The following is a 25,444-nucleotide window of genomic DNA, read 5'->3' on the forward strand; positions in this document are numbered from 1 at the left end:
GCGCATCCGCACGCTGGGGTCGGTGGTGTAGCGCAGCAGGCCCGTACGGGGGAAGTTGGGGTGGCTGCGGGGCCGGGCGGGGTGGCTGAAGCTGCCGTCCCACCAGCGCCAGACTTCCAGCAGCATGTCGGCCGGCGCGTCCTCGCACGATTCGGAGAGGAACAGACGGACTACCCGGTCCTCGTCCCGAGCCAGGCGCGTCACGACATCCGGCGGGAGGTGCCGGGCTCGGGCCACACTGCGGCGGACCAGCGGGTGGGACGACGCGGCGAGACGGCGCATCGCGTCGGCGTCACCGTGCAGGTCCTCGACCCAGGGCAGGGTGTGCGACATCGACGGCGGGTCGAAGTCGTGGCGCACGGCGGCACGTTGCTCCTCCGTGAGGTCGGGGCGCAGCGCCACCGCGGAGCGGATGTCGTCCTGCGGGTCCTTTGCCAGCACGGCGACGCCGCGCGCGCCCAGGCCCGGGTTGGCGGCCAGCGCCCGACGTACCTCCGTCCCCGTCCTGGACCAGCTCCGCCTCCAGCTCGGGCGCGAGGCGGCACCGTTCGAGCGCCCGCCGCGGGTCGGGCAGGGCGGCGAAAACCTCGCGAGGCATCGGTACGCCGGTGTGGTGGGCGAGCAGCGCAGCCGTTCGCACCGCGTAGTCGGTGTCGGCCAGCAGCCGCTCCCGCAGCGGCGCAGCGAGGTCCTCCCACCGGGCACAGGCCGCCGCCCGCACCCGGGGATCGGCGTCGGCCGCGAGGCCAGGGAGATGCTGTGTGGAGAGTCCCGGGAGTTCGGCGGCTCGCGCGTGGGACGGGCCGGCGAGGAGGTCGTCGTACAGGCCCTCGGGAAGTTCGGTGCCCCAGATGCAGGCGCGCTCCGCCCAGAACACGCGTCGATCCGGCGACGGCTCGGCGCTGACCAGGTACGGCACGCCGAGCCGACCGCTCATCAGGAGCTTTGCGCCCACAACGAACATCAAGGGCTGGTCCGAGATTAAAACTCAAGCTAAGGCTTGTCCTACCTTTCAAGACGTGGGCCTGACCTGATCACTCGTACGATCGGAGGGCCCGGGGGCTCCGGGTATGGCTGCTAAGGGTGAGCCGCTGGATGGCTTACGGGACTTGGCCGCCCGGAGCTCCGCGACGACTCGACCGCCAATTGGGAGACGCGACTCGATCGCTGCTGTAGGACATCGCCGGCGAGGTCGTCTGCGGGATTGATGCACGACGAGCTGGCGGAGGTGGCTGTGCCCGAGATCTGGGCCGGAGTGGACATCGGCAAGACACATCACCACGCCGTGGTGATCAACGCGCAGGGCGAGAGACTGCTGTCCCGCCGGATCCTGAAAACGATGAGACCGAGCTCCTGGCGCTGATCCGCGACGTCCTGGCGTTATCCGATGATGTGCTGTGGGCCGTCGACCTCAATCACGGTGGTGCCGCCCTGCTGATCGGCCTACTCGCAGTCCACGGCCAGCCCGTTGCCTATCTCACCGGGCTGGCAGTCCACAGGGCTTCGGCCACCTACCGGGGCGAGGCAAAAACTGATGCGAAAGGACGCCTTCGTCATCGCCGACCAGGCCCGCATCCGCCGGAATCTGGGCGTGCTCAGGCCCGGCGACGAGATCGCCACTGACCTTCGCACTCTGACGACCCGCCGCCTGGATATCGTCTTCGACCGCACTCCGCAGATCAACCGTCTCCGGGCCCAATTACTGGAGATCTTCCCTGCGTTGGAGCGGACACTGGACCTGACCAACAAAGGCCCGATCACGCTCCTGACGGGCTACCAGACTCCGGCAGCGATCCGTCGCACAGGCGTGAAACGGATCGAGACCTGGTTGAAGAACCGCAAGGTCAAAGGCGCCGCTGCACTGGCTCGAGCCGCCGTGGAGGCCGCGCAGGCCCAGCACACCGCTCTGCCCGGCGAGCAACTGGCGGCCGCCATCGTGGTCCGCCTGGCGAAGGGAGTGATGGCCCTCGAAGAGGAGATCGCGGAACTTGATGTCCTCATCGAGGCGAAGTTTCGCGAGCATCCGCACGCCGAGGTGATCCGCAGCCTGCCCTGCATGGCGCCGTCTCCTACGCCGCGTGTTCGCCGGAGCGGCTGTTCTGCCACGTCCATGGCCGTTCCAAAGCCGCCGAGCAGATAACCCCTGGCTGGCCGCACTCCTTCGTCGCCGCGCTGACGCCGGACCGCACCTCGTGGACCGCGGTCCTGGACGCGGTCCGCCTCGGGCCCACCGACGATGCGGCGGCCGTCACCGCCAGCCAGCTCCCGGCAGCTGGTCGACAGGCTGATCGCGGCCGGGCAGTGGCGGCCCGGCGACCGGGACATGCTGATCGTGATGGACGCCAGCTACGACGTGATGCGCCTGGCCTGGCTGCTGCGTGACCCGCCTATCGAGCTGGTGGGGCGCCTGCATTCGGACTGTGCTCTGCGGCTTCCGGCCCCACCCGCGTCTACCAGCCCAAGGGCGGCCGGCCGCCCAAGAACGGAAAGGAGCTCACACGAGGCCGCAGACCTGGTCGGAGCCGGCGATGGTGACGGTGAACGACCTCCGCGACCCGGAGTGAGCCCCTCGCCCTGGTACACGACGTCGCCCGACTCCGTCGGGAGCTCGGTGCCGGGTGCCTGGTGGAGCCGGACGAGGCGGAAGACACGCTGCCACCCCACCGGCCAGGCCAGACACTACGACGGGTCGATGTCCTCCAGCTGCGCGCGATAGGGAGCCGGAGGACGAGGGCTGCGGTGCCAGTGCGTCACGGCGCTGGCGGACGACACCGCGCCACTCGATCGATCAGCACCACGTCACGCGCCGGACGGCCCGTGATCGCGTCTCGGCCGGTGGGCACCATCAGATTCGGACCCGATGGGATCGGAGGCATCACCCGTTGTCGTGTCCTCTCTGCTCATCGAGGAGTTGGTCAGGCTCGGCTCGCTGGTCGGGGCCGTCCTCGTATTCTTCCTCCTCGTGTTCTTCCTCCTCGTTCACCGGCTCGATGGCGGCGTCGAGTCTGCCCACCGTGTCCCGCCCGTCAAGTGCGGTGAGTTTGAATAGCTCGTCCACGTCGACGTGTCGCCTCTCGTCTCCAGGCGCTACGAGGCCGTTCGTGCGTCGGAGGAACTTCTGCAGAGCTACCCGGGGGGCTTCCAGCAGCGCCGTTCCCTCAGGGGACTGCAGAGTGATGAAGACGATCTCCATTCCGTGTGAGACAGCGGGCCGGATCTTCACGTCCATAGCACCTGCGGAGGTACGGAGTCCGGCTGCGAGAAGCTCACGAGAGAAGACCCAGTGCACTAGCTCGTCTGGGCCCGTCCGGAACCACGCTTCGATGGCGTAGGGATCTGACTGCCGGTAGCGCAGCCTCGTCGGCACGGGCATCGAGGAACTGCGGGAGACCACCAGGCGCATGCTCACCTCGCAGACCACCTCCGAGGTATCGGGACATTCCTTGTCCTCCGGCTGCTCCTTGGCCTGTTGGCGGCGATGCTCCAAGTAGCTGCGGAACAGAGTGCGCAGTTCGCCCGCGAACCTTCGTACGGGTTCAGCTTCACCGGCGCTGTGGGGCGGCGCATCGTTCGGGACGCTGCCCTCCAGTTCGGCCAACCGCCTCTCGATCCGCTCCCGCACCTCGGCGCCGGTACGAGCGCGGAGAGCCGCCGCCCCTGGCGTGCCGAGCGAGGACCGCTTGAGTAAGGTCGCGAAGTCTGGGCCGGTCAAGCCGTCTGGACGTCCGCCGGCTCCCCCTGCTTCTGCGTCCAGGCGCTCCTGCAGTTCCGTGAGTTGTTCGAGGCACGCACGGAACTTCGGGCGCAGCGCTTCGGGGGCATGCAGTTCCGCCTCCTGGATCCTCGTGATGGCCTCTGCGACCCCATCTGTGAGGCTTTCTTCCCGCTTCACGTGTCCTCCCTGCCGTCCTGCGCCGCCGAGGGGGTGAGTTGATCTTCCGAGCCACCCTGCTTCGGTTGGTTTTTTCTCAGCCGAGACATGCGCATCGCGACGGCCGCCGCCGATAGGTGGAGGTACTCGCCGATCTCCTTCGCCGTATAACCCCTCGACCAGAGGAAGGCAGCGGTCCGTGTAGTCTCGTCCTTCACCTCCGCGAGCAACCGCCGCACAGCGTCATGGCCGATCGCCTGGTTCTCGGGTTCTTCACCGGGATGACCTGCGACATCTCGCAACGCGTCCATGCCGTCCGGGTCACACGGTGGGCGCCGGGCGCGCTCCGAAGCCCAGCGGTCGTAGACGCCGGCGAACTCCCCTAGGACGGCACCGACGAAATACGTGTTCAGGGACGCGCCACCCTCGGGGCACCAGCCGGCGCCGCGAAGTGCGTTCCGGCGGTACAGGTGCAGGGCCCGTGCGACGACCTCACAGACGAGTTCCTCACGCTCGTCCGGGTCTGCGCGCAGGGTCTCCATGTCCTGCAGCGTCCGGGATGCCCGAACGGGCCGTCCCCGGGCCGCGCACAAAGTGAAGATCTCCCCCGTGTACAGCCAGTTGGTCACAATTGGATAGGCGTACTCGGTCAAGGCCTGCGCGAAAAGGTTCCAGGCCGGCCCGTCGAACTGTGCGGCTGCCAGGGCTTGATACACGGCAGCGTCGTCGGCTGCTCTCTGGCTGGTTTCGTCGGCGGCCTCGTCCGTGAGTACGGTGAGGGCGGTGGAGTCCTCTTCGATCCGGACTCTGAAGAGCGGGGGCTCCAGAGCGTCGCTGTCGGCGCGTGCAGCTGGCAGTTGTTGGGCCCCTAATGTTGGAGCCCCGTCGAACTGGTCGTCGGGCATACCTCTCCCTGCGAACCGAGGCGGTCACGTTCTGAGAGCGTTGTAGGGAGAGGCAGGGCTCGCGGATAACGCGATTGCGAAAAGGAATCCCCGAACGTGTGAACCGCCACGCGACCGTGATGCGACGGCCGTGTCACCCCCTACGACAACCGCATGACCCAAACTTTCGTCACGGCCACGACCGGCGTGCTGGCCGTACTCGCCGCCATGGAACATGTGCCGCGCTCCCTCACCCGCCTGATCCGGGCCTGCATCCCGCTGGCCGAGGTGTGGAGGGAGTTGACTGGGGCCACCCAGAAAATAGAGTCGGCGCAGGACCCTTCTGAGCCGGAACGTGAGCCGCGTCAGCCTTCCTGATCAAGTACTGCATCGTGCGCTGCGAGCTGATGCCCCGCGCCCGCCCGCCGCTCTGCAGTCACAGGGGGCGTGCCGGCACCGCCGGCCGAGGGGCGCACACCTACCGGTGCCGCGCCCCCCGCAGCACTACCGCCCGCGAACGAAACCAGTCGGCCGGACCATCGGCACATCCCAGGAGCTGATGACCCCGGCCGAACGGTTCACCCCCACGTCGAGTGGGTCCAGGGGGCACTCATGTGCGGCGGATCGGACAGGACAAGCGCCTCCATGGGGCCACACGCGAGAGGTCGCACTCCGAGCCCTTCGTACGTGATTGAGACGCTGTGCGTACGCTATAAGGACCCGATCCGTACGGTTACTGATATCGGCTCGTTAGGGTGGTCTTTGCCGAACGTCCTGGTGTGGGTGTCGTGTTGTCGGTAGTCCGTGATGCGTGAGATATACGGATGGGGGCGGGCTGACGACTGCAGCACGGCGGCGGGGAAGCGGTGCGGATACAGGCTGCGGAGCTGTTCGCTCAGCAGGTCAAACCGCCCGAGGTGGCCCGGCAGCTGCGCGTGAGTGTGAAGTCGGCCTACCAGTGGCAGCAGTTGTGGCGGCAAGGTGGTGCCGACGCGCTGCTTTCACGAGGCCCGAGCGGGGACCGGTATCGCCTGTCGCCACCCTGTCTGGAGAAGCTCGCCGGGTATCTCGAGCAGGGGCCGGCCGCACGGCTGGACCGAGGACCAGGTGTGGACGGCTGCACGGGTCGCCACACTGATCGGCAGGAAGTTCCACGTCTCCTACAGCATCTCGGGCGCAACGAGGCTGATGCGCCGGCTCGGTTTCACTCCGCAGATGCCCGCACTCACGGATATGCGGCAGGCCCTGTGGGAGGGCTTCCGCCAGGGCGTGGATTGGGCGGCGCACCGGCGGGCGCTGGCGCGCACGGAATTCCAGCGCGACCTCTTCGTGCAGAAGGCCCGTGAGGTTTTGCGAGCAGCTCCGCGGCCCGGAGCGGAGTAACCCGCGCCGTCGGCTGCTCGTTGAAGGGCGCTCAGCCCTTCCGAGTTCGCGATGGGTGGTCGCGTCCTGGGATCGCCGGCAGCGAGCGGTGGACGAAGTCGGTCGCCGCGGTGAGGGCTTCGGCAGTCGTCGTTGCCGCACCCTGACCGCAACGGAGCTGAGACATCAGACAAGATCCGTTTGTAGCCGGACCCTGGAACGGTCCTGGCCAGTGGGTAGGATTTCGCCAACCCGCCCCACAAACCTTGTACGTGGTGGGCTCGCGGGCCAAGCCAGCTGCTGGAGGAGGGATGGGAGATCGACCCGGAGGACCGGGCCCACATCTCGCCGTACCTGACCGAGCACATCAAACGGTTCGGCGAGTACTCCACCCATGAGCTCGGCATCGAGCCTGAGGCGTACGACCCGAAGCTTGACGTCGACTTCACCCCGCTGCGTGAGCAGGATCTGATCGCCGCCAGCCTCGGTCAGGCCGCTTGACCCAACGTCTTCGCCTACGCGGCCGCCTCATTTTTGGATCGGGATGCGGGTCGGCTATGCGGTGGGCTGCAGAAAGCCGACGACGGCCTCCTTCTCCATGTCGATACCCTGCTCGATCTGAGGCGGGACAGGTTCGAACGCATCCACCTTGATGGAGCGTGCGCCGGAGCCACGGGTCCAGGTGGCGATGGCAAGGCCGTCGGCGATGACGGTTGGCCGGATGAGGCCGCCTCCTGGCCAGACGCGGGCCTGGTGGAGAGCGGGGACGGACACCTCGCGGGTGCGGTAGCCGATCAGGTAGTTGTCGTAGGCGGGCAGCATGCGAACGTCCGGGGTGTCAGACGAGCCTGGGAGTTCTTTCACCCGCCCGGCGAGCATGGTCAACGCGCCGTATTCGTTGATCGCGCCCGATTCCGCCAGCAGTTTCCAGGCCGTGCGGGCCCAGGTGATCGGTAGTCCGGACCAGGCGGCGAAGTCTTCCAGGGTGGCGGGGGCGTGCGCGGCAAGGTAGCGGCGGGCCAGCTCGGGGAGGGCAGCGTCGCCCTCCCATCGGAAGCGCCCGGTGGCGGGCAGCCAGTCGTTGAGCAGTACATAGGTGGCCTCACCGGCGCGCTGTGGGCCGTGGCAGAGGATGCCGGTGAGTGCTGCGTGTCGGATCAGGTGGAAAGGCGCCTGCCCGTCCGGCGGGATGCCGAGGGTGGTGAGGTGCTCGGTCAGCTCGGCCCGGGTGAGTGGGCCTTGCGCGGCAAGAGCGCGCCGGATGAGATGGTCGGCGCGCTGGCGCAGATCGTCGTCCAGGCCCAGCTGCTGGTAGCGGCGATTGGTTGCGGCAAGAATTCGCGGGCACAGCAATTGCAACACCCAGCGGGCGTCGTTGCTGGGGATGGTGTGCAGGGTGCCGCGCATGTACCAGTTGCGGACGATGCTCCGCTCTTTCTCGTATGCCGTGCGGATGGCGTGGGCGGTGATGTCCAGGCCACGTACCCGGATGCCCAGGTCGGCGGCCGTGGCGTCCTGGGCCTGGATGGCGAAGACCCGTCGGACGACCGCCTCGGCAGAGGCCTCCTGTGCTCCGCCGGCCAGGGCCTGAGCGTGGGCCCGCAGTCGGCGGACGCTTTCGTGGTCATGCATCGGGCTGTGCCTCTCGGCCGGCGCGGTCAGGAGACGGCCTTGTCGAGGATGTCGGCGAGTTCGGCGGGCGCGGACAGCATCGGCCAGTGTCCGGTGGGCAGGTCGAAGCGTCGCCACGGCGGCTGGTTCAGGTAGGCCAGCATCGGCACCCCGGAATCCAGCAGCCCCGTGAAGTCATGGCACGCGACCAGGACACGGTCCACACCGACGCTGAGCTCGGCCGGGCCAGCGAGGCGCTGGGTATAGGTGCCGAATGGCTGAGGGGTGGCACGCGAGCGCAGAGCGTCCCGCTGGCCCTCATCGAGCCCGTCGAGGCTGCTGGACAAGCCCAGGACCTCAAACGGCGGCATCGGTAGCCGCCACCCGTCGCCAGAAGCGTCGACCTGCTGGCGCAGTTGGTCCGCTGCCTGCGGTGGCATGAGGTCGAGCATGCACATGCCTGCGGCGAACGGGGCGCTGTCCACGTAGACCACGCGTTCCAGCCGGTCACCGAGACGTCCGGCAGCCCCGGTGACCGGGGCAGCTGCGTAGCTGTGGGCGACCAGCGTGATGTCGCGCAGATCGTTTCGCTCGATGAAGCCGATGACGTCAGCGATGTGCGTGTCTAGGCCTGTCTGGGGTCCGCCCTGGTCTGCGTGTTCGGCCAGTCCGGTCAGAGTCAGTGGCAGCGCCGTGTGGCCGCGCTCCTGCAGAGCGGGGGCGGTGTTTTCCCAGGCCCACGCCCCGAGCCAGGCGCCGGGAACGAGTACGAAGGTGCCCATGTGATCTCCCAGAAGTAGGTGCTGCGGGGAGCGTAAAGTCGATACAGGACAGAATCCGCCCTGAAATGCCGAGTGATCCATGTCGCATCCCCTGACCCGTGTGCTGACCCTGCTGGAACTCCTCCAGTCCAACGCCCGGCTCACCGGGGCGGAGCTGGCAGACCGCCTGGACACCGACGTCCGCACCGTGCGCCGGTACACCGCGCACTTGCGGGAACTGGGCATCCCCGTGGAGGCCGAACGCGGCCGCTACGGCGGCTACCGACTGGCCCGCGGCTACCGCATGCCCCCTCTGGTCCTCACCAATGACGAGGCCCTCGCCGTCGTTCTTGGGCTGCTCGCGGCAGAACGTCTGGGCATGGGCACTGCCGCGCCGGCCAGTGCCGGTGCCTTGGCCAAGATCGAGCGGGTGCTTCCGCACGCCCTGCGCGAGCCGCTCGCCGCTATGCGGGAGACCCTGTCGTTCACCGCCAACGCCGTGATCGGACAGGCACCCGGAACCGGCGTCCTGCTGGCACTGGCCCAGGCCTCCCGCGCCCGCGCGACCGTCGGTATCAGCCACCAGTCCTGGCGCCAGGAACACACCGAACGCGACATCGACCCCTACGGCGTGGTCTTCCACACCGGCCGCTGGTACGTCGTCGGCCACGACCACCTCCGCAACAGCCTGCGGACCTTCCGCATCGACCGCATCGCCTCCGTCACCCCCCGAGCCGGCGGCTTCATCGCACCTGAAGGCTTCGACCCCGTCGCCCACCTGACCTCGACCCTCGCCCAGGGGCCCTACCGCTGGCAGGTCGAGGTGACGATCCATGGCCCCCTCGATGAGATCGCCCGCCGACTGCCTCGCTCAGCGGTGACCCTCACCGCCCAGCCCACCGGCGTTCTCATGCACGCACGGGCAGAACGGCTGGACGGCATGGCCCACATGCTCGCCTCCCTGGAATGGCCCTTCACCATCCACCATCCCGACGAACTCCGAGAAGCGCTCAAGAATCTGGCCGCCCAGCTCACCGCAGCCGCCCAGCGGGGACTGGAACAACTACCGCAGTAAATACCGGATTTACTGCGACAGCGTCCCTATCCTGATCATTGCGACCTGCGGCGGGTCATTCCAGCCGCCGGGGCGAGGTGTGCGCATTTACTGCGGCAGCACGTAGGGGGCGGGCCGGGCGTGACGATCGAACCAGTGACCGAACTCGGGGGCGGGGGCGCGTCCTGGCTGCCGCGCGCCCGGGTAGTGCCCCTGACCGCCCCGCCGTCGTCGTACACCGCGGCGGTCGAGCGGTACCTCACCGGCGCGGGCATCGCGAAGTCCTCCGCGCGGATCTACCGGATCTCGCTGACGACGTGGGGATGGATGCTCGCCGGCGAACCGGCGCCGACCGGACCTGCCCGCCGGGGCGCGAAGCCGCCCGTCTTCCCCGTCACCGCGATCGACGACCCGGCTCTGCCGGAGGCTCTGGCCGAGCTGGCGGCGACCCGGGCGGACGAGATGGACGCCGACACCGTCCACCGGGAGCTGTCCATCGCCCGCAGGGCAATCGGGTGGTGGTAGCGCCAGGGCTGGATCGTCGGCGACCCGACGATCGGCATCGAGCGGCGGCCGGCAGCGCCGGACCGCGCCAAGGCTCTCTCCGAGGACCAGATCGCCGCCCTGTGGCGCTTGGACGTCGGGCTCAGGGAGAAGACGTTCTGGAAGGTCCTCTACGAAAGTGCCGCACGGGCCGATGAGGTGCTGTGCCTGAACGTGGAAGATCTGTACCCGCAGGACAAGCACGGCAGGATCACCGCCAAGGGCGGGGCGACGGAGTGGATCCACTGGCAGTCCGGCATCGCCCAGCTCCTGCCCCGCCTGATCGCCGGACGCACCCGCGGCCCGCTGTTCCTCACCGGCCGCAAGGCTCCGGCCGGGACGCCGTCGCTCGACGTGTGCCCGGAGACCGGCCGGGCCCGGCTCTCGTACCGGCGGGCCGAGGAGATCTTCGAGGAGACCACCCGGCTGCTGGCCAACCCGCTCGCCTCACCCGAGGACATCGAGGACCTGGGCGGCTGGACCCTGCACCGGCTGCGGCACTCCGCGCTCACGCACGACGCGGAGGGCGGCACCTCCACCCCGATGCTGCTGGCACGGTCCCGCCATGCCTCCGTCCGCTCCCTGGAGCGATACGCCCGCCCCGGCGTCGACGCCGTCGCCCGCCGGAAGCGCTGACGCTTCCAAGATCAACTATTGGCGGCTTCTGGGGTCACCTCGGCGATACCCCCTCTTGGCCCTCCGCGTGCTGAGGCCGACCGAGCATCGCAGCGATGCGAACATTCGCTCGTTGCAGTCGGTGTCGGCCTCATATCTGACAGTCGCCTAGCTTGATCTTTAACCTGTGCGGCGGGGCTTCGGGGTGGTTGACCTCTTCTTTTGTCCCTGTGCTGGCTGTGTCTTCTTGGGTGTGTGCACGTCGTGGCGGGGTGCAGGGCGGGTGTTTTTTCGGCCTGCTGGTCGTCCGGGGCCGGGGCGGGTGGGTTTCGGTGCTCTGGCCGGGCAGGCGGTCTGTGGGCGGATGTGCCGGAAGTCGCGGCGGACACGCGCGGGAGTGAGCCTGTCCGGGGAACTGGGTTTCTCCCAGGGACGGCGCCGGTCGGCTGCGAGGGGGCGGGCGAGACGCAGTTGGGTGTAGGCGGCGAGGATCAGCCAGGTCCAGCGGTCGGCGGCCTCGGGTGTGCGGATCTTCGGGCAGGTCCAGCCGAGGGTCTGCTTGAACAGGCGGAAGGTGTGCTCGATGTCGAAGCGCCGCAGGTAGGCCTGCCAGAGACGGTCGGCGTCCGCCGCAGTGGCGTCGGTGCCTGACCACCACAGCCAGACCGGCTTCGGTGTTGAGCCGCTGGGCAGGTGGTCGATGTCCAGGCGGATCACCGTCCCCTCGACGACCGGGAGAGTGCCGTCGGCTGTGGCCCAGGAGGAGCGATGGGTGAGCCTGGGGTGCAGCCGGTCCCAGGAGCGGGCCCTGGCGGTGCCGTAAAGACGTGTGTCGGTGACGGTTTCGGTGTCCGGGACGCCCCAGGTGTCGGGCTGCCCGAAGACGAATTCGCCGCCGTGCCGGGGTGGGCGGCCCATCGTGTGCGGTTGGCGGGGTGGAACAGCCCGGCGCAGGACTCTGTCAGAGCGCATCCGGGCGAGCACCTGGACCGGCAGGTCTTCGAGCAGGAACGCGAGGCGGGGTGCGTCGTATCCGGCGTCCGCGATGACGAGAACGTCGGGGTCGCCCTCCTGCCACTGCCCGGCGTTGATCAGTCGGTGGAGCAGGTCACGCAGCTGCCGGGCGGTGACGGTGGCGTTGTCGTCCCCGGGGGCCAGGCGAAGCACGTCCAAAGGCGCGGTCCAGGAACTGCGACCCGGCTCGAGCGCGCAGATGATCGAGTACGGCCAGCCGGGGACAGGGATGTGCTGGTCTTTGCCCCGGCCGTAGGTGTGACACAGGATCCGCTGCGGTGAGGTGTGGGCATCGGGGCGTAGCCAGCAGGTGATGTCGATGGCCAGGACCAGCCGGCCGTCGACAGCCCGCGGCAGTGGCACTGCGGCCAGGGCCCGCTGCAGCCGGCCGGTGTCGACCCTGCCACGGGCGAGGGCGGCGTAGAGCCCGCCATGACCACGGCGGTGTTCGCCGACCAGCGACAGTTCGGCCAGCGACCTCACCGGTCCGTCGCCGCACAGCACGGCGTCAGCCAGCTCGAACAACGCATCCGAACGAGCGGTGAGGCAGGAGTAGAACTCGCCCCGGAAGCATGACAGTTCGGCCAATGCCTCTTGTCGGGCATCGCGATGCAGCAGACTCATCTTCACGGCCTTCGTGCTGGACATGTGTGTTCCTTGGTCGGAGCACATGTTCAGACGAAGGCCGCTTTGATGTACGGCGGTTACCGAACCGAGTGATCAAGTTCGAGGCACCATTCGACGTCGGCCGTTAAAGATCAAGCTAGGTCGTGTTTTAGAAGTCGGTGACCTGTCTGGTTGGCCGTCCGGGGAAGTCGCGGGCGGCCATCCAGATGGTGAGGTCACGGGCGATGTCGTTGATGCTCGTCGCCGTGGTGACCCCGTGCTCGTTGCGGGAGGTGTCACGGCGGACGATCTCGTAGCCGCCTTCGTCCAGGACGGCCACTGAGGCGAACCACACTGGATCGTCCTCGTCAGGCTGGACGACCACGAAGGTGTTGTCGGAGTTGTTGAGGTCGCTGATCATCATGAACAGCGCGTCCTCGGAGGGGTCGTCGATGCGGTCGCCGTTCTCGCTGTCGGCGCCGTAGTACTGAGCCCCCATCGTTGCCTCTCCCTCGCCCGGTTCACCCTGGTCGCGGTCAGCATGGCACGTGGAACCGACAGCTCAGGCCGGTCATAACCATTCGCCGATCGCGGCGATCAGGACGGTCGCTTCGAAGCGGACGGCGAGCTTGTCGAACCGGGTGGCGACCGCCCGGTTGCGCTTGAGCCGGTTGATCCCGCATTCGACCGCGTGCCGGGCCTTGTAATCCTCGCGGTCGAACGCCGGAGGCCGCCCGCCGGCCTTCCCGCGCCGTTTGCGGTTGGCTGCCTGGTCGGCGGGCTCCGGGATCGTGCACCCGATTCCCCGCTTGCGCAGGTAGGCCCGGTTGGCGCGGGAGGCGTACGCCTTGTCGCCTCGCACTCGCAGTGGGCGGACGCGGGGACGGCCGGGTCCGGTGCGGGGAACTCGGATGCCTTCCAGGATGGCGGCGAACTGAGGACTATCACCACGCTGACCTGCGGTGACCAGCAAAGACAGCGGCCGTTGGCCCTGCTCGCAGGCCAGATGGATCTTGGTGGTGAAGCCTCCCCGGGATCGGCCCAGACCGTGGTCGCCGGGCTCCATGCGGCTTCCGCCCGGCGGTTCCTTCTGGGCCTGGCCGTCGCGGCGGGCGCCTGCGGCGTGCTGATGGGCCCGGCAGATCGTGGAGTCGACGTTGACCTCCCACGTGATCAGCCCTGCCGCATCCGCCCGAGCCTGCAGTCCGGTCAGCAGCACAGGCCAGGTGCCGTCACGTTGCCAGCGGCGGAAGAGTCCGTAGACCGTCTGCCACGGCCCGTATTCCGACGGCAGATCCCGCCACGGAGCACCAGTCCGCACCCGCCACCGGATCCCGTCTATCAGCTTCCGCCGACCCAACGACGGCCGGCCCAACACCGCGACCGGCAACAACGGCTCCAGCACCGCCCACTGCTCGTCAGAAAGATCCCCTCGCCCCACATCGAGATCATCACGGCACGGGACGAGGAACGGAGCCGAGTTTCAAAACACGCGCTAGCCCAGCCGGCTGCGGCGGGAAATCCTGCCCGTCCGGCGCGGCGGGCCCACGGCACGAGCCGCCCGCCTCACGGTGTTCCGTTGGCTCGGCCGCTTACAACCACCAGCGAAAAGCACTCGGCGATCGGATGCCTCGCCCCGGTCGTCTTCGAACAGAGATCAACCACGCTGGCCACCGCTGCATGAGAACCCGTGTCCATGATCACGGCGAAAGTCCCGTCGACGGCCGCCCCTTGGGCGGCGGCATCACCGGATGCCCGAACTGGCGGCGCCGCGTAGGGCTCCCGTTGGACGCGATCGGCCCCCGCCGTTGTCCTCAACCCGCGTCGCCGGAGCGGGAGTGACACTCACTTTGAGATGCCCGCAGACGTCAGTCGAGGACGACTGGTTCTCCGGTGAGTGCGACGCCGGCCTGGCGTAGTTCCTCGATGGCGTGGGCGGTGGTGTCGGTGGCGACGCCGGCGGTGTAGTCGAGCAGGACAGTCACGGCAAAGTCGGCTTTCGCGCCGTCCAGCGCGGTGGCCTTCACACAGTGGTCGGTGGCGATACCGACGACGTCGACGTTGCGGACGCTGCGCGCGTGAAGCCAATCGGCCAGGGATGTGCCGTCCTCGGCCGAGCCTTCGAAGCCGCTCTTTGAGGCGGAGTGCGCGCCCTTGTAGAAGACCTCGTCGACGGCACCGGAAGCGGCGGTCGGCGCGAAGTGCGGGTGGAAGGAGCTGCCCTCGCTGCCCGCCACGCAGTGCACGGGGAAGGAGTTTCGGTAGTCGGGGTGGTCGGAGAAGTGACCGCCCGGATCGATGTGGTGGTCGCGGGTGGCGACGATGTGCGCGTACTCGCCGCCGGCGGATCGTTGGACCATCTCGGCGATGGCCCGGGCCCGGTCGGCGCCGCCCTTCACCGGGACGCTGCCGCCCTCACAGAAGTCCTTCTGCACATCGACAACGATCAGAGCACGGCGCACAGCGCAATCCCTTCCTCGCAGGAACCGTGCCCGTATGGCTGCCCGTCCGCTGGGAACGGACGCATCACGGGCCCGTGATGCACCCGAACGGCCCAGTCCGCACGGGTGGGCTTCGACAACGAGACCTGGCCCCAAGGCGCGTGTCAGCGAAGTTTGAGCGACGTGGCGGTCAGGAGACTGTGGCGGCTGGTGGGGTCCATCGGCGGATGCGGGGCATCGCGCTGGAGATGCCGTAGTCCTTCTTGAGGTGTTCGGGGATGGCGTAGTGCATGACGCGTCCGCGGGTGAGGGAGGACAGCTCGAAGACGGTCGTGAGGTGGCCGAGACGGTCCAGGGCCCAGGCGCCGAGGGGGGAGCGGTCCTCGATGGTCTCCAGGACGCCGAGGAGGTGGGGCACGGCCTTGACGACGGTGTCCCACGGGGTGTGCGGCACGTCGAGCCAGTCGGCGCAGGTGTCGCCGATGAGGTAGCGGATCAGAGCGGAGACGATCGGGTCGAAGAAGGTGCCGGGCACGATCTCCTCGTAGAGGTCGATGAGCTGCCGGGTCAGATGCGCGCCCTCTTCGGAAGGCCCTATGTGCCGGATCATGTACAGGTCGAGGAATTGGCGGGCCTCGTCGAGCGTCTTGGGAACGGCCCTCTGGTCGACGCCGAGCATGGCACCGACCACCCGCCATGCGTAGTAGTAGGCTTCCGCGCCTTCCTGCGACATGTGGATGTTGAGGCGGTGCAGGCTGTCCAGCACGAGCAGAGAGAAGAACATCTGCCCGCCGATCATGTCCTCCTGGCAGATCGGCACTCCCAGAGTGTCGGTGTCCCAGCGGTTGTCGCGCCCCAGGTGGTGGCGGATGGAGGCGTGCAGGAGGCGGACCTTCTGGGCGGCGGGGATGAAGCGGCTGCCGGCTTCGAAGGCGTCGGGCTGCATCAGGTAGACGGTGAACTGGCCCGTCTCCGCCATGCGTTTGGAGGGGTACTTGAGCCCGTGGGTGGCCGACAGCAACTTCGCCACGTGTGGTACGACGTAGCAGGCGGGCATGGAGGCGAAGGACAGCGCGGTGGAGATGTGCACGTTGTTGTCGATGAAGAACAGCCGGGCCTTCTCCATTTCCGACCAGTCCACCCAGGACGGCGGGGTGCGGGTGGCCTCGAGGTACTCGCGCGCCACGTCCGGCAGGCCTTCGGGAAGGGGAGCGCCGGCGGTGGAGACGTAGCGCATCAGGGTGTTGAACGTGCCCACCTGGCCGCGTTCGAACAGTGCGGCGACGGTGGCGTCGGCGAGTTCGTCACCAGCCTGCCGCAGGGCGTCCATCGAGGCCTCGGTGCATGTCATGACGGGGCTCCTTGTCTTCCACGGGATCGTCCATGAGCGGCCGGAGATGGCAGCGGCCGGACATGGCAGTGGGGTTGCGCCACCTCGGCTGGAAGGGGTCAACAGAGGCGGTCCGCGGCCGACTGCGCCAGCGCGGTCAGGGCAGCGTCGGCGTGCGTGGGGGCATCCAGCTCGTGAAGGGCGCCGAGCGCCTCCTCGACTCGTGCGCTGATCATGGCCTCGATGCGGTCGGGTGCCTTCAGCCGGCGCATCACCTCGCGGACCGCGTTCAGAGCATCCGCGTCCAGGCGTCGACGGCCCAGCAGGGCGTGCAGCCTCTTACGGTCGTCGTCGCCGGCGAGGCGCCAGGTCTCTGCCAGCAGCGCGGTGGGCCGGTGGCCGCGTACGTCGTCGGCGTTGGCCTTGCCGGTACGTTCCGGGTCTCCGAACAGGCCAAGCAGGTCGTCCCGCAGCTGGAACGCCTCGCCCAGCGGCAGCCCGTACGCGGAGTAGCCCTCACGCAGCCGCGCGCCGGCGCCGGCCAGAGCACCGCCGATCAGCAGGGGCTGCTCGACAGTGTATTTGGCGGTCTTGTAGCGGACCACCTTGAGCGACGCGGTGGTGTCCGGGCCGGCTCCGGTACGCAGAATCTCCAGGCACTCGCCCGCGACCAGTTCGCGGGCCATCACCGACCACAAGGGGCGGGCGCGGGCGAGGTACGCGGCGGGCAGGCCGCTGGTGGCGAACAACTGCCCGGCCAGTGCCATCAGCAGGTCACCCACCAGCATCGCCAGCGACCTCGCGGCTGCCTCACCTCGCGGACGACGCCCTACGGCGCCGCGTAGAGCGACATGGGCCGTGGGTCGCCCATGCCGCAGCGGGCTGTCGTCGATGAGGTCGTCGTGCACGACCGCGGCCGCATGCACCAGTTCCATGGACGCCGCCGCCCGCACCAGCACGTCGCTGTCCGGCTGCCCGGCCGCGCGCCACCCCCAGTAGCAAAACGCCGCCCGCAGCCGCTTGCCGTCCGCGACCGCGGCCTCCAACTGCTCGGCCACCGGCCCCAGAAGCGGATCGATCGCCGCGAACTGGTCGGCCTCCTGGGCGACGAACCGGCGCACCACCTCGTCGACACGGATCTTGAATGCGGCCAGCTCCCATCGGTCAGTCATCAGCAGCGGTCTTCCGCGCCAGGGCGTGCCGGGCCAGGACCTCCAGGTGGGCCGGCGGGACGGCCGCGTACCGGTCCAGCACCAGACGCCCACGTGCCGCTAGGTCCTGCTCGGCCTGCGCCGCCAGCTCAGCAGCGTCCGAACGGCGCAGCAGTCCCCGCACCGCCACCACCGCCGAACCCAGCGTGGTGACCGCCAGATCGGCCAGCCCAGCCACCAGCAGCACCGCCTGCTCGTCCAAGCCCCCGCGCCGTCCCACGTCTCGCGTCATGCTCTTCCCCCACCCACAGCACATCCCGGCGGCGCCGGTCACACACCGTCCGGTCGAGCATCGCGTCACCCCGGACGCGAACCCGGAAGAACTCACGATTGAGTGATCACATCGATCGGCCGTACGGATCACCGCTGCTGCAGTCCCGCGCCCCATGCCAAGCAACGACCAAATGCTGGAGCTCTATGGCCTGTTCAAGCAGGGCATTCGACGCGGCGGCGAGCAGGGCGAACCCCCAGGGCACAGGGGGAAAGCTCCCCATCGGCAGCCGAGACGTCGTGGGACGCCGGGAGACCAATCAGTGGAAGCCACAAGCGGCAGAAATTTGAAAGCCATACCCGACGCCCCTGGGCGAGCCAACCATACGAAGGGCTCACCACGTCCCGCAGACAACGTAGGGAACTTTGACCGGTCCCGCTGTGGGTCGGCGCGCGGCTGCCGCGCTCGGGCGTCCAAGGTTCGCCGAGACGATCACCGGCTCGGAGGCTGGCTGACAGCACCGCCACGCCGCACGATTCCGCCGCCGGACGGCGCCATCACGCCAATGCCCCACACCTGGATCTGCTTCGCGGTACTTCTCCGTCCTTCCTCCCGTTGTCCCCGGCGACGATCCCGCCCGCCCCGTTCATCGGTGCAGGCGGTGCCACGCGCCAAGAAGGGACACTCCCGCCGCATGAGCACGCACCACCTGGGCGGGGCGGCCGCCGTACTGGCCGCCGCTCTTGCCTTGGCCACCGCCACTAATGGGCTCACCGCGTACGCCGCCGGCCCCTCCGACACGACGGGCAAGCAGACCACCGCCATGCGCAGCGGTGGCGGTGCGGGGCAGTGCGGCGACGACCCGGATGGCTGGGAGCGCGACGGACTGTGCCTGAACGCCGCGAACAACCGCAAGGTCGACGCGTACCTTGCCCGTGTCCGCGCGGGGGAGCCGTCGATCAGCCGCGATGTACGGGCTGCCGCCGACCTCAGCCAGGCTGAGCTCGTCGGCTTCGACCACCGCCTCAAGTCCCCCGACTCCCTCAAGCGGAAGGTCGCCACGGACCTCAAGGAGCATCCGGAGCGCAACACCGACGACATCCTGGCGCGCCTGAGTGACGCGGTGCGCTACACCCTCCAATGGCCCGACGGCGACTACGTCACCGGTGTCACCATCGCCTCAGAGGTGCTGTCCGCCAGGGGCAGCGACACCACGAAGTGGTCCAACACCTGGGGCCGCGCGAAGGGCTACAAGGGACTCAACACGGGCTGGCGCGCGCCCGTTTCGCGGCAGCTGTTCGAGGTGCAGTTCCACACTCCGGCGAGCAAGTTCGCCCAGGAGGAGACGCACAAGCTGTACGAGGAACAGCGGCTGCCGTCGACCAGACCCGAGCGCAAGAAGGAGCTGCAGGGCCAGCAGGACGCGATCTTCGCCGCAGTACCCGTCCCGGACGGCGCTCGCACCCTCGCTCCACCTGCCACTCGTCTGGCGCCAGCAGCCTGACACCCGCTGTGCGGTCCCGGCCGCCTGCCCGGGAATGCCTGACAGCCCTCCATTCAAGAAGTTCGCCAACGACCTCGACCACTCGCAGCTGATCGCCGTCTTCGCCGCCTCCAACCGCTCCAAGGGTGATCAGCCCCCGGACCAGTAGGTGCCCCCGAACAAGGACTACGGACGATCTGCGGCCGCTCATGTGCGGGATCGCCTACGCCGCCCAGGTCCACGCCGACGACCTGGAGACCCGACTCGACTCCGGCCGCCGCTACCTGGGCGTGATGCTGCACGGGATGCGCGCCTGAAGCAGCCTCACGCTGGTCTGAGCGGAAGAGGCACGGGAGGCAGTGGCCGACGTTGTGGTGCGGTCGCCCGGCGGCTTGCGTGTCGGCAGGCGGCGATGCCCGAGCAGTTGCTCGCGCTTTCGGCCGCCGGTCCCGAGCGCGGCGACCAGGAGCCGGAGGTCGGACCTCGGGAGGCGATCGGAATGACGGCGTTGCGGGTCTTGCGGGCGTCACGCATGGACGTGGAAGCCCTTGATCTGACGGCCGAGCGGCTGCGCCACCTCCAGGTCGCGTTCACCAAAGCGGCCGACGCCTCCCGCCCCGTGCGGACCGCTACGCTGAACAGGCCGATGCCCATGGAACGCACCCGGTGCGCCAGCACGATCAGCGGGCGCACCGCCCGCAGGAGCCCGGATCGCACCGCGGCCGGGAGGCCGGCCACTGAGCGCACCGATGCCGCGCACCCGATGCCGTGGTGTGCACCGACGATGCCCGGCGTCCATACCCGCGTGGCCTGCCCCGCAAAGGGGACACGAGGTGTCTGGATTGGCTTCTAGCGTCCTGCTGGAAACCGTCGAAAGGACACCCAGCCATGCGTATCGCGGTCACGACGCCCACCGGCAACGTCGGACGACACGTCGTCGCCATGCTCCTGCGGGCCGGAGTCCGTCCACGGGTACTGGCACGCGATCCCGGACGGCTCGCGCCCGACATGCGTCGCGAGGTCGAGGCGGTCGCGGTGGACCAGCGCGACACGGAGGCTGTCGTCGCCGCCACTGCCGGGGCCGACGCCCTGTTCTGGGTGGATCCCCCGTCGGTGGGCGAAGATCCGCTTGCGGACTACGAGTCGGCCACGGCGAGCGTCGTGCGCGCCGTCAGGGAGAACGGCATCGAACGGACGGTCTTCCAGAGCAGCGTCGGCGCCGAGAAGCGCCACGGAGCCAGCGAGATCGACGGTCTCGCGGGAACCGAGCTCGCCCTCGACTCCCTCGGTGCCACCGTCACACACCTGCGCTGCGGCTACTTCTTCACCAACCTGGAGCTCCAGCTCGATGCCGTACGCACCGGCGTCATTCCCGTGATCCTTCCCTTGGACCAGCCCCTTGCCTGGGTCGCGCCGCGTGACATCGGGGAGGTCGCCGTGACCCGGCTGCTGTCGACCGACTGGTCCGGACGCTGTATCCAGGCCGTCCACGGCCCGGCCGACCTCACGTGGCCGCAGGCCGCCGAGATCGTGTCCGCCGCCATCGGCCGCCCGCTGCGCGCAGAGCGCGTCAGCGACGACGCGATGCGTAGCCTGCTGCGTACATCCGGAATGGCCGACGGCCTGGTCGAAGCGGTCGTCGGGATGTCGACCGGGCTGCGGGACGGCTTCGTCCCGGAACAGTCGCGAACCCTGTACACCACCACGCCCACCACTCTGGCGGCCTGGGCCTACGACGTACTCCGCCCCCAGCTGTGACCGCGTGCGTCCCAGGCTGTGCGGTCGCGTCAGCCGAACTCGACCGTGACCTGCGGCGGTTGCCGCAGTGTGGTGGGCAACGTGCATCGACCATGGCACGCAGCGCCTGGAGCCTGGCCTCGTTCAGCCCCTGCGGCACCAGTGAACTCCGGCGGCGCGGGCAGGCCGGTCGTCGTTCCAGCGTGCCGCGTAGTGAGCGACGCACGAGGCGAGCGACACGACGAGAACCTCGACGGGTGTGGGATCGCGGTCATCGCCACCCGACTCGACGGGCTGGTCGGTGACGAGTGTGTGGCTCCGTGGCGACCGTGAAAGCCTGGCCTCCCAGGTGACGTACTTCGACGTGGTCTTCGGGCAGTACGGTGGTCCGGCTGGCGGCCGGGATCGTGTCCGTCATGACGCCTCCTTCGTGAGGTGCGGGGCGCTGGTGTGCGGCGCGGGCTTCGCGGGCCCGCTCGGCCAGGCCAGGGCGCGGGTGACGCCGCCGACGGTGAGGATGCCGATGAGGCGTCCTTCGTCGAGCACCAGTGCGCGGCGGACCGGGCTCATCTCCGGTCGCGGCAGCACGTCGAGCACTGGCTCCTCGGGCGTGGCCGTGACGACGTCGGACAGGGGGACGCATCCCCGACCGTCGTGCTCGCACGGGCCCCTGGGGCGTGGCGGTGTCGGTCTCGTTCATCTGTCCGATCTCGGCAGGCGGGCGGAGTCGGGTGGTGCGGCCCCGAGGTCTGTCTGTGGTGGGGTTCGTGCGCGGTCGCGGCTGGGTGACCGGGTGCGTGGGGGAGTGTGGGAGGGAGTACGGGGGCAGGGAGTGGGGCGGGTGGGGCATGTGTGGGGGCGCGTGCGGCGGCGTGTGCGCGCCGTTGGGTGGAGGTTCTGCGGTGAGGTTCCTGTGTCGCAGGGGAGTTGACGGTAGGTCAGTGCAGCGAGAGGGGTGTCTGTCGGGCGCCTGTGGGCCAGCGTTTTTGCCGTTTAGTCGACATGCGGGCCCACCTCCACCAGTGACCGAAGAAGTGATGTCCGGGTTCGGCTATCTCGGCGGATTGCAGCCGCTGTTTTCCTGCCAGCAAGGACGCTGTTGTTCGCTATCGTCGTTGGCAGTCCTTGGTCTCCCGAGGACGGCCCACCAGACGGTCCCGCTTTGGCGGCCGGGTGTCCTCCGCAGTGGAGCATGCCGGATGCTCGCGGCCTCGATGGCTCGCTTGCTTCTTGCGCGTGGGGGGTGTGCCGGAGGCCGGTGCGTGTGAGGGTGCGGAGTCCAGGTCTTGTTCGGCCCAGACAACCTTGCCCTCCGATTCCGGGCGGGCGCCCCATCTGCGGGACAACTGGGTGATCAGGAAGAGGCCGCGGCCGTTTTCGTCGGTGGCGCGTGCGTGACGCAGATGCGGGGAGTTGGCGTCGGGGTCGAATACTTCGCAGGTCAGGGCATGGTGGTGGATCAGGCGCAGTCCGATCGGGCTGGTGCTGTGGCGGACGGCGTTGGTGATCAGTTCGCTGACGATCAGCTCGGTGGGGTCCTGGAGGCCTTCCAGGCCCCATTCGGTGAGCTGGCGGGTTGCCATGTGCCGGGCGTTGCGGACAGCGGTTTGGTCGTTCGGCAGCGTCCAGGAGGCGACCTGGGTGGGGCTGAGTGAGCGCGTCCGCACCAGGAGCAGGGTGATGTCGTCGGACGGTGCCTGGCCCGGGAAGGGCTCCGTTACTTGGGTGCACAGCTCTTCCAGGGAGCGATCCGGTTGGGCCAGGGCGGTGCCCAGGCAACGCATTCCCACGTCGATGTCGTCGTCGCGGGTTTCGATCAGGCCGTCGGTGTAAAGGGCGAGGAGACTTCCCTCGGGCAGTTCCAGCTCCACAGCCTCGAAAGGGACGCCCAACCCGATGCCCAGTGGGCTTCCGGCGGGCAGGTCGGGGAAGGTGACCTGGCCCTGCGGGTGGATGATCGCGGGCGGGGGGTGCCCGGCCCGCGCCATGGTGCACTTCCGGGTGATCGGGTCGTAGACGGCGTACAGGCAGGTGGCGCCTACCACCGTGGGGGTCTGGTCCGCGGCGTCGGCGTCTTGCTCGGCCAGTCGCTGGAAGGTGTCATCGAGATGGGCCAGCAGTTCGTCGGGAGGCATCTCCAGGTCGGCGAGCGTGCGTACGGCGGTGCGGAGCCTTCCCATGGTCGCGGCGGCGTTGATGCCGTGTCCGACGACATCACCGACGACGAGGGCCACCCTGGCGCCGGACAGCGGGATCACATCGAACCAGTCGCCTCCGACGCCGGCGTCCGTGTCGGCCGGCAGGTAGCGCCAGGCGACCTCGACCGCCGCGCCGCCCATCAAACGGTGGGGGAGCAGGTTGCGTTGCAGCGCGAGGGCCGCGGTGCGTTCGCGCGTGTATTGGCGGGCGTTGTCCAAGCACAGCGCGGCCCGGGTGACGAGCTCCTCGGCGAGCAGCAGGTCATCCTCGTGAAACGGAACGGGGTCCTCGGTGCGGACGAACAGCGCGACACCCAGGACGGCGCGCCGCGCAATGATGGGCACGATCATCACGGAGTGCATCCCGTGCTCACGGATCTTTTGCGCCCGCGCTGGGTCGTCGTCGAGCCATGTCCCAGGGGAGGTGTTCAGCACCGGTTCTAGGTGGGACCTTCCCGTGCGCAGTGCGCTGGCGAGCGGCGAGGTCGGGGGGACGAAAACCGTCTCCCCTCGCGCATAGGGCGACTCTGGGGTTCCTGGGTGGATCGAGGCCTGACCGGCACGGAGGAAAACGGCAGGGCGATCGCTCATCGTGTCGATCCGGGCCGAGGGCTCTTCGCCGAATGGGACGGAGTCCCCCAGGTCGACGTAGGCGTAGTCGGCCAGCAGGGGCACGGCAAGGTCGGCCAGTTCCTGCCCGGTCTGCATGACGTCCAGGGTGCTGCCGATACGCGTGGCGGCCTGGCTGAGGATGGCAAGGCGCTCGCGCGCCCGCTGACTGCCGGTGACATCCACGCTGATGCCGCACACCCCCAGTGTCTTGCCGTCCTCATCCTGGAGGCAGAAGTATGAGACCGCGAATGCATGCTCCCGGCTGGGATCTTCCGGCGGCCACGCCCGGTACTCGTGGACCGCGGTGGTGCCGTTCCGCAGCGCCTGCCGCTGCACCGCTTCCAGGGCTTCGGCCTCGAAGCCGGGCAGTGAATCGGTGAGTCGCCGGCCCAACCGCCGGTCGCTGGAGATACCGTCGTGGCTCTCTGCTGTGTCGCTCACCCAGACGCAACGCAGCTGCGGGTCACGAACGACGATGCCGATCGGCGCGTGGGTGAGAAGCGACTCCCGCACCGATCCGTTTCTCGCTTCCCAGGAGAGCGTGCCGATGTCGGTGACGGACACAAGCCACTGGCATGTTCCGTCCTGCCCCCACAACATCGAGATCCGATGGTTGATGTCGAGCATGCGGCCATCGCGGTGGCGCACTGTCATCATGCCCGACCAGTCGTTTTGGGCACGGCACTGCTCCATGAGCGCCGATATTGTCGGCCTTTCCTCGGAAGGCGGCAGCACGAGTGCGGCAGACCGGCCCACCACGTCCCCGGCGGAGTACCCGAGAAGCTGCTCGGCGGCCTGCGTCCATGCGACCACCGTCCCACGCTCGTCGAGCATCGCGACCGCCGACGTGGATATCTCGCTCGTGGTCGATCGCTTACCAAGGGTCACCCTGTCAGTGCTGGTCATCGAGTTCTCGTCCTCACCCAGGTGACTCGTTCTCATGCGGGTCGGCTGCGGCGACCAGGGCCACGGCGGGGCGGGCGGCTGGAGCAGCATGTGTCCCGGCAGGACGTGGACGACCTCGGTCGGGTCCTACTGAGATCAAGTCGTTTAGATTTGTACCTTTTAGGTGGTTGACAGGGTAGGGCTCCGATCTGTGACAGGGCTGCAGCCGGGGCTGCTATCAACGCGGTCCACCCCGGCCGCCGCAGGACCGCGGGAGGGGTGGCGCGGGCACCACAGATCCGGCAAGGCAGCGGCCCGACTGTCCGGCGGCGGTTTTTCTGATCAGTGGCTGGGGGTCTGGCCTGCGTTGATCAGTTCGGCGTGTTGGTGTGGTCGGGGGGCGCGGGCGTTTCGGTGGGGGCACGGGTGGGGGCGTGGGCCTCTCTGTGTGGCGTCTGGTCTCCGGCTTTGTCAGATAGCGGGCTGGGTGATCAGGTCGTGTCACTTGCGGTGACCGGTGATCAGGCTGAGTGGTTGTTGGTATGAGGCGCGGTCCTACGTCTGCTGGGTGGTGATGTGGCAGGCGGGGCATGCTTTGAGGTTTCGGGGGCCGTAGCGGTGGATGGGTGCGGCGCACAGCATGCAGGGTCCGATAGGTACGTGTTTCCGGCCCGGAGAAGAAGGACCAGGCCGCCAACCGGAAGAAGAAGGGCAGCCGGGGCGGTCGCCCCACACGCCACGACGCCGATCTCTACAAAGGGCGGAACACCGTCGAGCGCCTGACCAACAAGCTGAAGGCCTGGCGGGGCGTCGCGACTCGATACGACAAGACGCCCGAGAGCTACCTTGCCGGCCTCCACCTCCGTGCCTCGATGATCTGGATCAACGACCTCCTGAAGGCAACTGATTGATCACAACATCACACAGGCCCTAGTGACCTGAGTCAGAGATTCGTCGGCAGTAGGCGGCTACTTTGTCGAGAATCTCGTCGGCGGTCTTGGTCCAGGCGAAGGGT

Annotated in this window: 19 protein-coding genes and 6 pseudogenes; 11 read left to right on the plus strand and 14 right to left on the minus strand. The window is 68.6% G+C overall.

Annotation, left to right across the window (positions count from 1 at the left end):
- Window positions 1–441, minus strand: a pseudogene (locus tag LMU33_RS39770) (hypothetical protein); the annotation flags it as partial.
- Window positions 442–1,234: 793 nt separating this feature from the next.
- On the opposite strand from LMU33_RS39770, the pseudogene LMU33_RS39775 reads away from it, so the two are divergent.
- Together LMU33_RS39775 and LMU33_RS42175 are read left to right on the plus strand one after the other, a co-directional pair.
- A pseudogene (locus LMU33_RS39775) lies at window positions 1,235–2,059 on the plus strand (IS110 family transposase); the annotation flags it as partial.
- A 177-nt stretch (window positions 2,060–2,236) separates the two neighbouring features.
- On the plus strand, window positions 2,237–2,716 hold the full coding sequence (locus LMU33_RS42175; RefSeq protein WP_372478155.1) for a transposase: 480 nt from the start codon (window positions 2,237–2,239) through the stop codon (window positions 2,714–2,716).
- A gap of 336 nt (window positions 2,717–3,052) precedes the next feature.
- Here LMU33_RS42175 and LMU33_RS41820 read toward each other — a convergent pair.
- Window positions 3,053–3,403 (minus strand): annotated as a pseudogene (locus tag LMU33_RS41820) (SsgA family sporulation/cell division regulator); the annotation flags it as partial.
- Between the two features lie 485 nt (window positions 3,404–3,888).
- Entirely contained in the window at window positions 3,889–4,776 is an 888-nt protein-coding gene (locus LMU33_RS39790) for an RNA polymerase sigma factor (protein WP_228626835.1), read from the minus strand.
- Window positions 4,777–4,929: 153 nt separating this feature from the next.
- Between LMU33_RS39790 and LMU33_RS39795 the strand changes: the two genes are divergently transcribed.
- Window positions 4,930–5,133 (plus strand): hypothetical protein, encoded by a 204-nt coding sequence (locus LMU33_RS39795; protein WP_228626837.1) that lies wholly within the window; start codon window positions 4,930–4,932, stop codon window positions 5,131–5,133.
- A 433-nt stretch (window positions 5,134–5,566) separates the two neighbouring features.
- A pseudogene (locus LMU33_RS42270) lies at window positions 5,567–5,979 on the plus strand (helix-turn-helix domain-containing protein); the annotation flags it as partial.
- A gap of 693 nt (window positions 5,980–6,672) precedes the next feature.
- On the opposite strand, the gene LMU33_RS39810 reads toward LMU33_RS42270, so the two are convergent.
- The gene (locus LMU33_RS39810; RefSeq protein WP_228626841.1) at window positions 6,673–7,749 is read right to left on the minus strand and encodes a winged helix DNA-binding domain-containing protein; all 1,077 of its coding nucleotides are present in this window, start codon (window positions 7,747–7,749) and stop codon (window positions 6,673–6,675) included.
- A gap of 26 nt (window positions 7,750–7,775) precedes the next feature.
- Window positions 7,776–8,510: an alpha/beta fold hydrolase gene (locus LMU33_RS39815; protein WP_228626843.1), complete on the minus strand. Its 735-nt coding sequence runs from the start codon at window positions 8,508–8,510 to the stop codon at window positions 7,776–7,778.
- A gap of 79 nt (window positions 8,511–8,589) precedes the next feature.
- Here LMU33_RS39815 and LMU33_RS39820 point away from each other — a divergent pair, with 79 nt between their 5' ends.
- The 3 genes from LMU33_RS39820 (at window position 8,590) to LMU33_RS39830 (ending at window position 10,722) form a co-directional block, all read left to right on the plus strand.
- Window positions 8,590–9,564: a helix-turn-helix transcriptional regulator gene (locus LMU33_RS39820; RefSeq protein ID WP_228626845.1), complete on the plus strand. Its 975-nt coding sequence runs from the start codon at window positions 8,590–8,592 to the stop codon at window positions 9,562–9,564.
- A gap of 120 nt (window positions 9,565–9,684) precedes the next feature.
- Window positions 9,685–10,068, plus strand: coding sequence for a hypothetical protein (locus LMU33_RS39825; RefSeq protein ID WP_228626847.1), 384 nt, complete (start codon window positions 9,685–9,687; stop codon window positions 10,066–10,068).
- A gap of 108 nt (window positions 10,069–10,176) precedes the next feature.
- The gene (locus LMU33_RS39830; RefSeq protein ID WP_249814941.1) at window positions 10,177–10,722 is read left to right on the plus strand and encodes a site-specific integrase; all 546 of its coding nucleotides are present in this window, start codon (window positions 10,177–10,179) and stop codon (window positions 10,720–10,722) included.
- 159 nt (window positions 10,723–10,881) lie between these two features.
- On the opposite strand, the gene LMU33_RS39835 is transcribed toward LMU33_RS39830, so the two are convergent.
- From LMU33_RS39835 to LMU33_RS39865, 7 genes and pseudogenes are all read right to left on the minus strand, one after another.
- Window positions 10,882–12,339 carry an NF041680 family putative transposase gene (locus LMU33_RS39835; RefSeq protein ID WP_283844334.1) on the minus strand — a complete coding sequence of 486 codons (1,458 nt, stop codon included), beginning with the start codon at window positions 12,337–12,339 and terminating at the stop codon, window positions 10,882–10,884.
- A gap of 151 nt (window positions 12,340–12,490) precedes the next feature.
- Window positions 12,491–12,864, minus strand: a pseudogene (locus LMU33_RS39840) (hypothetical protein).
- Window positions 12,865–12,892: 28 nt separating this feature from the next.
- Window positions 12,893–13,762 (minus strand): IS5 family transposase, encoded by an 870-nt coding sequence (locus tag LMU33_RS39845; protein ID WP_228626853.1) that lies wholly within the window; start codon window positions 13,760–13,762, stop codon window positions 12,893–12,895.
- 427 nt (window positions 13,763–14,189) lie between these two features.
- On the minus strand, window positions 14,190–14,783 hold the full coding sequence (locus tag LMU33_RS39850; protein ID WP_228626855.1) for an isochorismatase family protein: 594 nt from the start codon (window positions 14,781–14,783) through the stop codon (window positions 14,190–14,192).
- Between the two features lie 169 nt (window positions 14,784–14,952).
- Entirely contained in the window at window positions 14,953–16,113 is a 1,161-nt protein-coding gene (locus LMU33_RS39855) for an oxygenase MpaB family protein (protein ID WP_228626856.1), read from the minus strand.
- Between the two features lie 98 nt (window positions 16,114–16,211).
- Window positions 16,212–17,264, minus strand: coding sequence for a polyprenyl synthetase family protein (locus tag LMU33_RS39860; protein ID WP_228626858.1), 1,053 nt, complete (start codon window positions 17,262–17,264; stop codon window positions 16,212–16,214).
- Window positions 17,257–17,535, minus strand: a complete 279-nt coding sequence (locus tag LMU33_RS39865; protein ID WP_228626860.1) for a polyprenyl synthetase — start codon at window positions 17,533–17,535, stop codon at window positions 17,257–17,259. Before LMU33_RS39865 ends, LMU33_RS39860 begins: the two co-directional genes overlap by 8 nt.
- A gap of 673 nt (window positions 17,536–18,208) precedes the next feature.
- Between LMU33_RS39865 and LMU33_RS39870 the strand changes: the two genes are divergently transcribed.
- The 3 genes from LMU33_RS39870 to LMU33_RS39885 all read left to right on the plus strand — a co-directional run bounded on the left by LMU33_RS39870 (window position 18,209) and on the right by LMU33_RS39885 (window position 20,755).
- Window positions 18,209–19,018, plus strand: coding sequence for an ATP nucleotide 3'-pyrophosphokinase (locus LMU33_RS39870; RefSeq protein WP_228626862.1), 810 nt, complete (start codon window positions 18,209–18,211; stop codon window positions 19,016–19,018).
- Window positions 19,019–19,409: 391 nt separating this feature from the next.
- Window positions 19,410–19,850: a hypothetical protein gene (locus tag LMU33_RS39880; protein ID WP_228626864.1), complete on the plus strand. Its 441-nt coding sequence runs from the start codon at window positions 19,410–19,412 to the stop codon at window positions 19,848–19,850.
- Window positions 19,851–19,885: 35 nt separating this feature from the next.
- Entirely contained in the window at window positions 19,886–20,755 is an 870-nt protein-coding gene (locus LMU33_RS39885; protein ID WP_228626866.1) for an NmrA family NAD(P)-binding protein, read from the plus strand.
- A 393-nt stretch (window positions 20,756–21,148) separates the two neighbouring features.
- On the opposite strand, the gene LMU33_RS39890 is transcribed toward LMU33_RS39885, so the two are convergent.
- Window positions 21,149–21,367, minus strand: coding sequence for a CBS domain-containing protein (locus LMU33_RS39890; protein ID WP_228626872.1), 219 nt, complete (start codon window positions 21,365–21,367; stop codon window positions 21,149–21,151).
- Between the two features lie 473 nt (window positions 21,368–21,840).
- Entirely contained in the window at window positions 21,841–24,450 is a 2,610-nt protein-coding gene (locus LMU33_RS39895) for a SpoIIE family protein phosphatase (protein WP_228626868.1), read from the minus strand.
- Window positions 24,451–25,100: 650 nt separating this feature from the next.
- Between LMU33_RS39895 and LMU33_RS39900 the strand changes: the two are divergent.
- Window positions 25,101–25,340 (plus strand): annotated as a pseudogene (locus tag LMU33_RS39900) (IS5/IS1182 family transposase); the annotation flags it as partial.
- Window positions 25,341–25,444: the final 104 nt, after the last annotated feature.

The organism is Streptomyces barringtoniae, from assembly GCF_020819595.1.
GTDB lineage: Bacteria > Actinomycetota > Actinomycetes > Streptomycetales > Streptomycetaceae > Streptomyces > Streptomyces barringtoniae.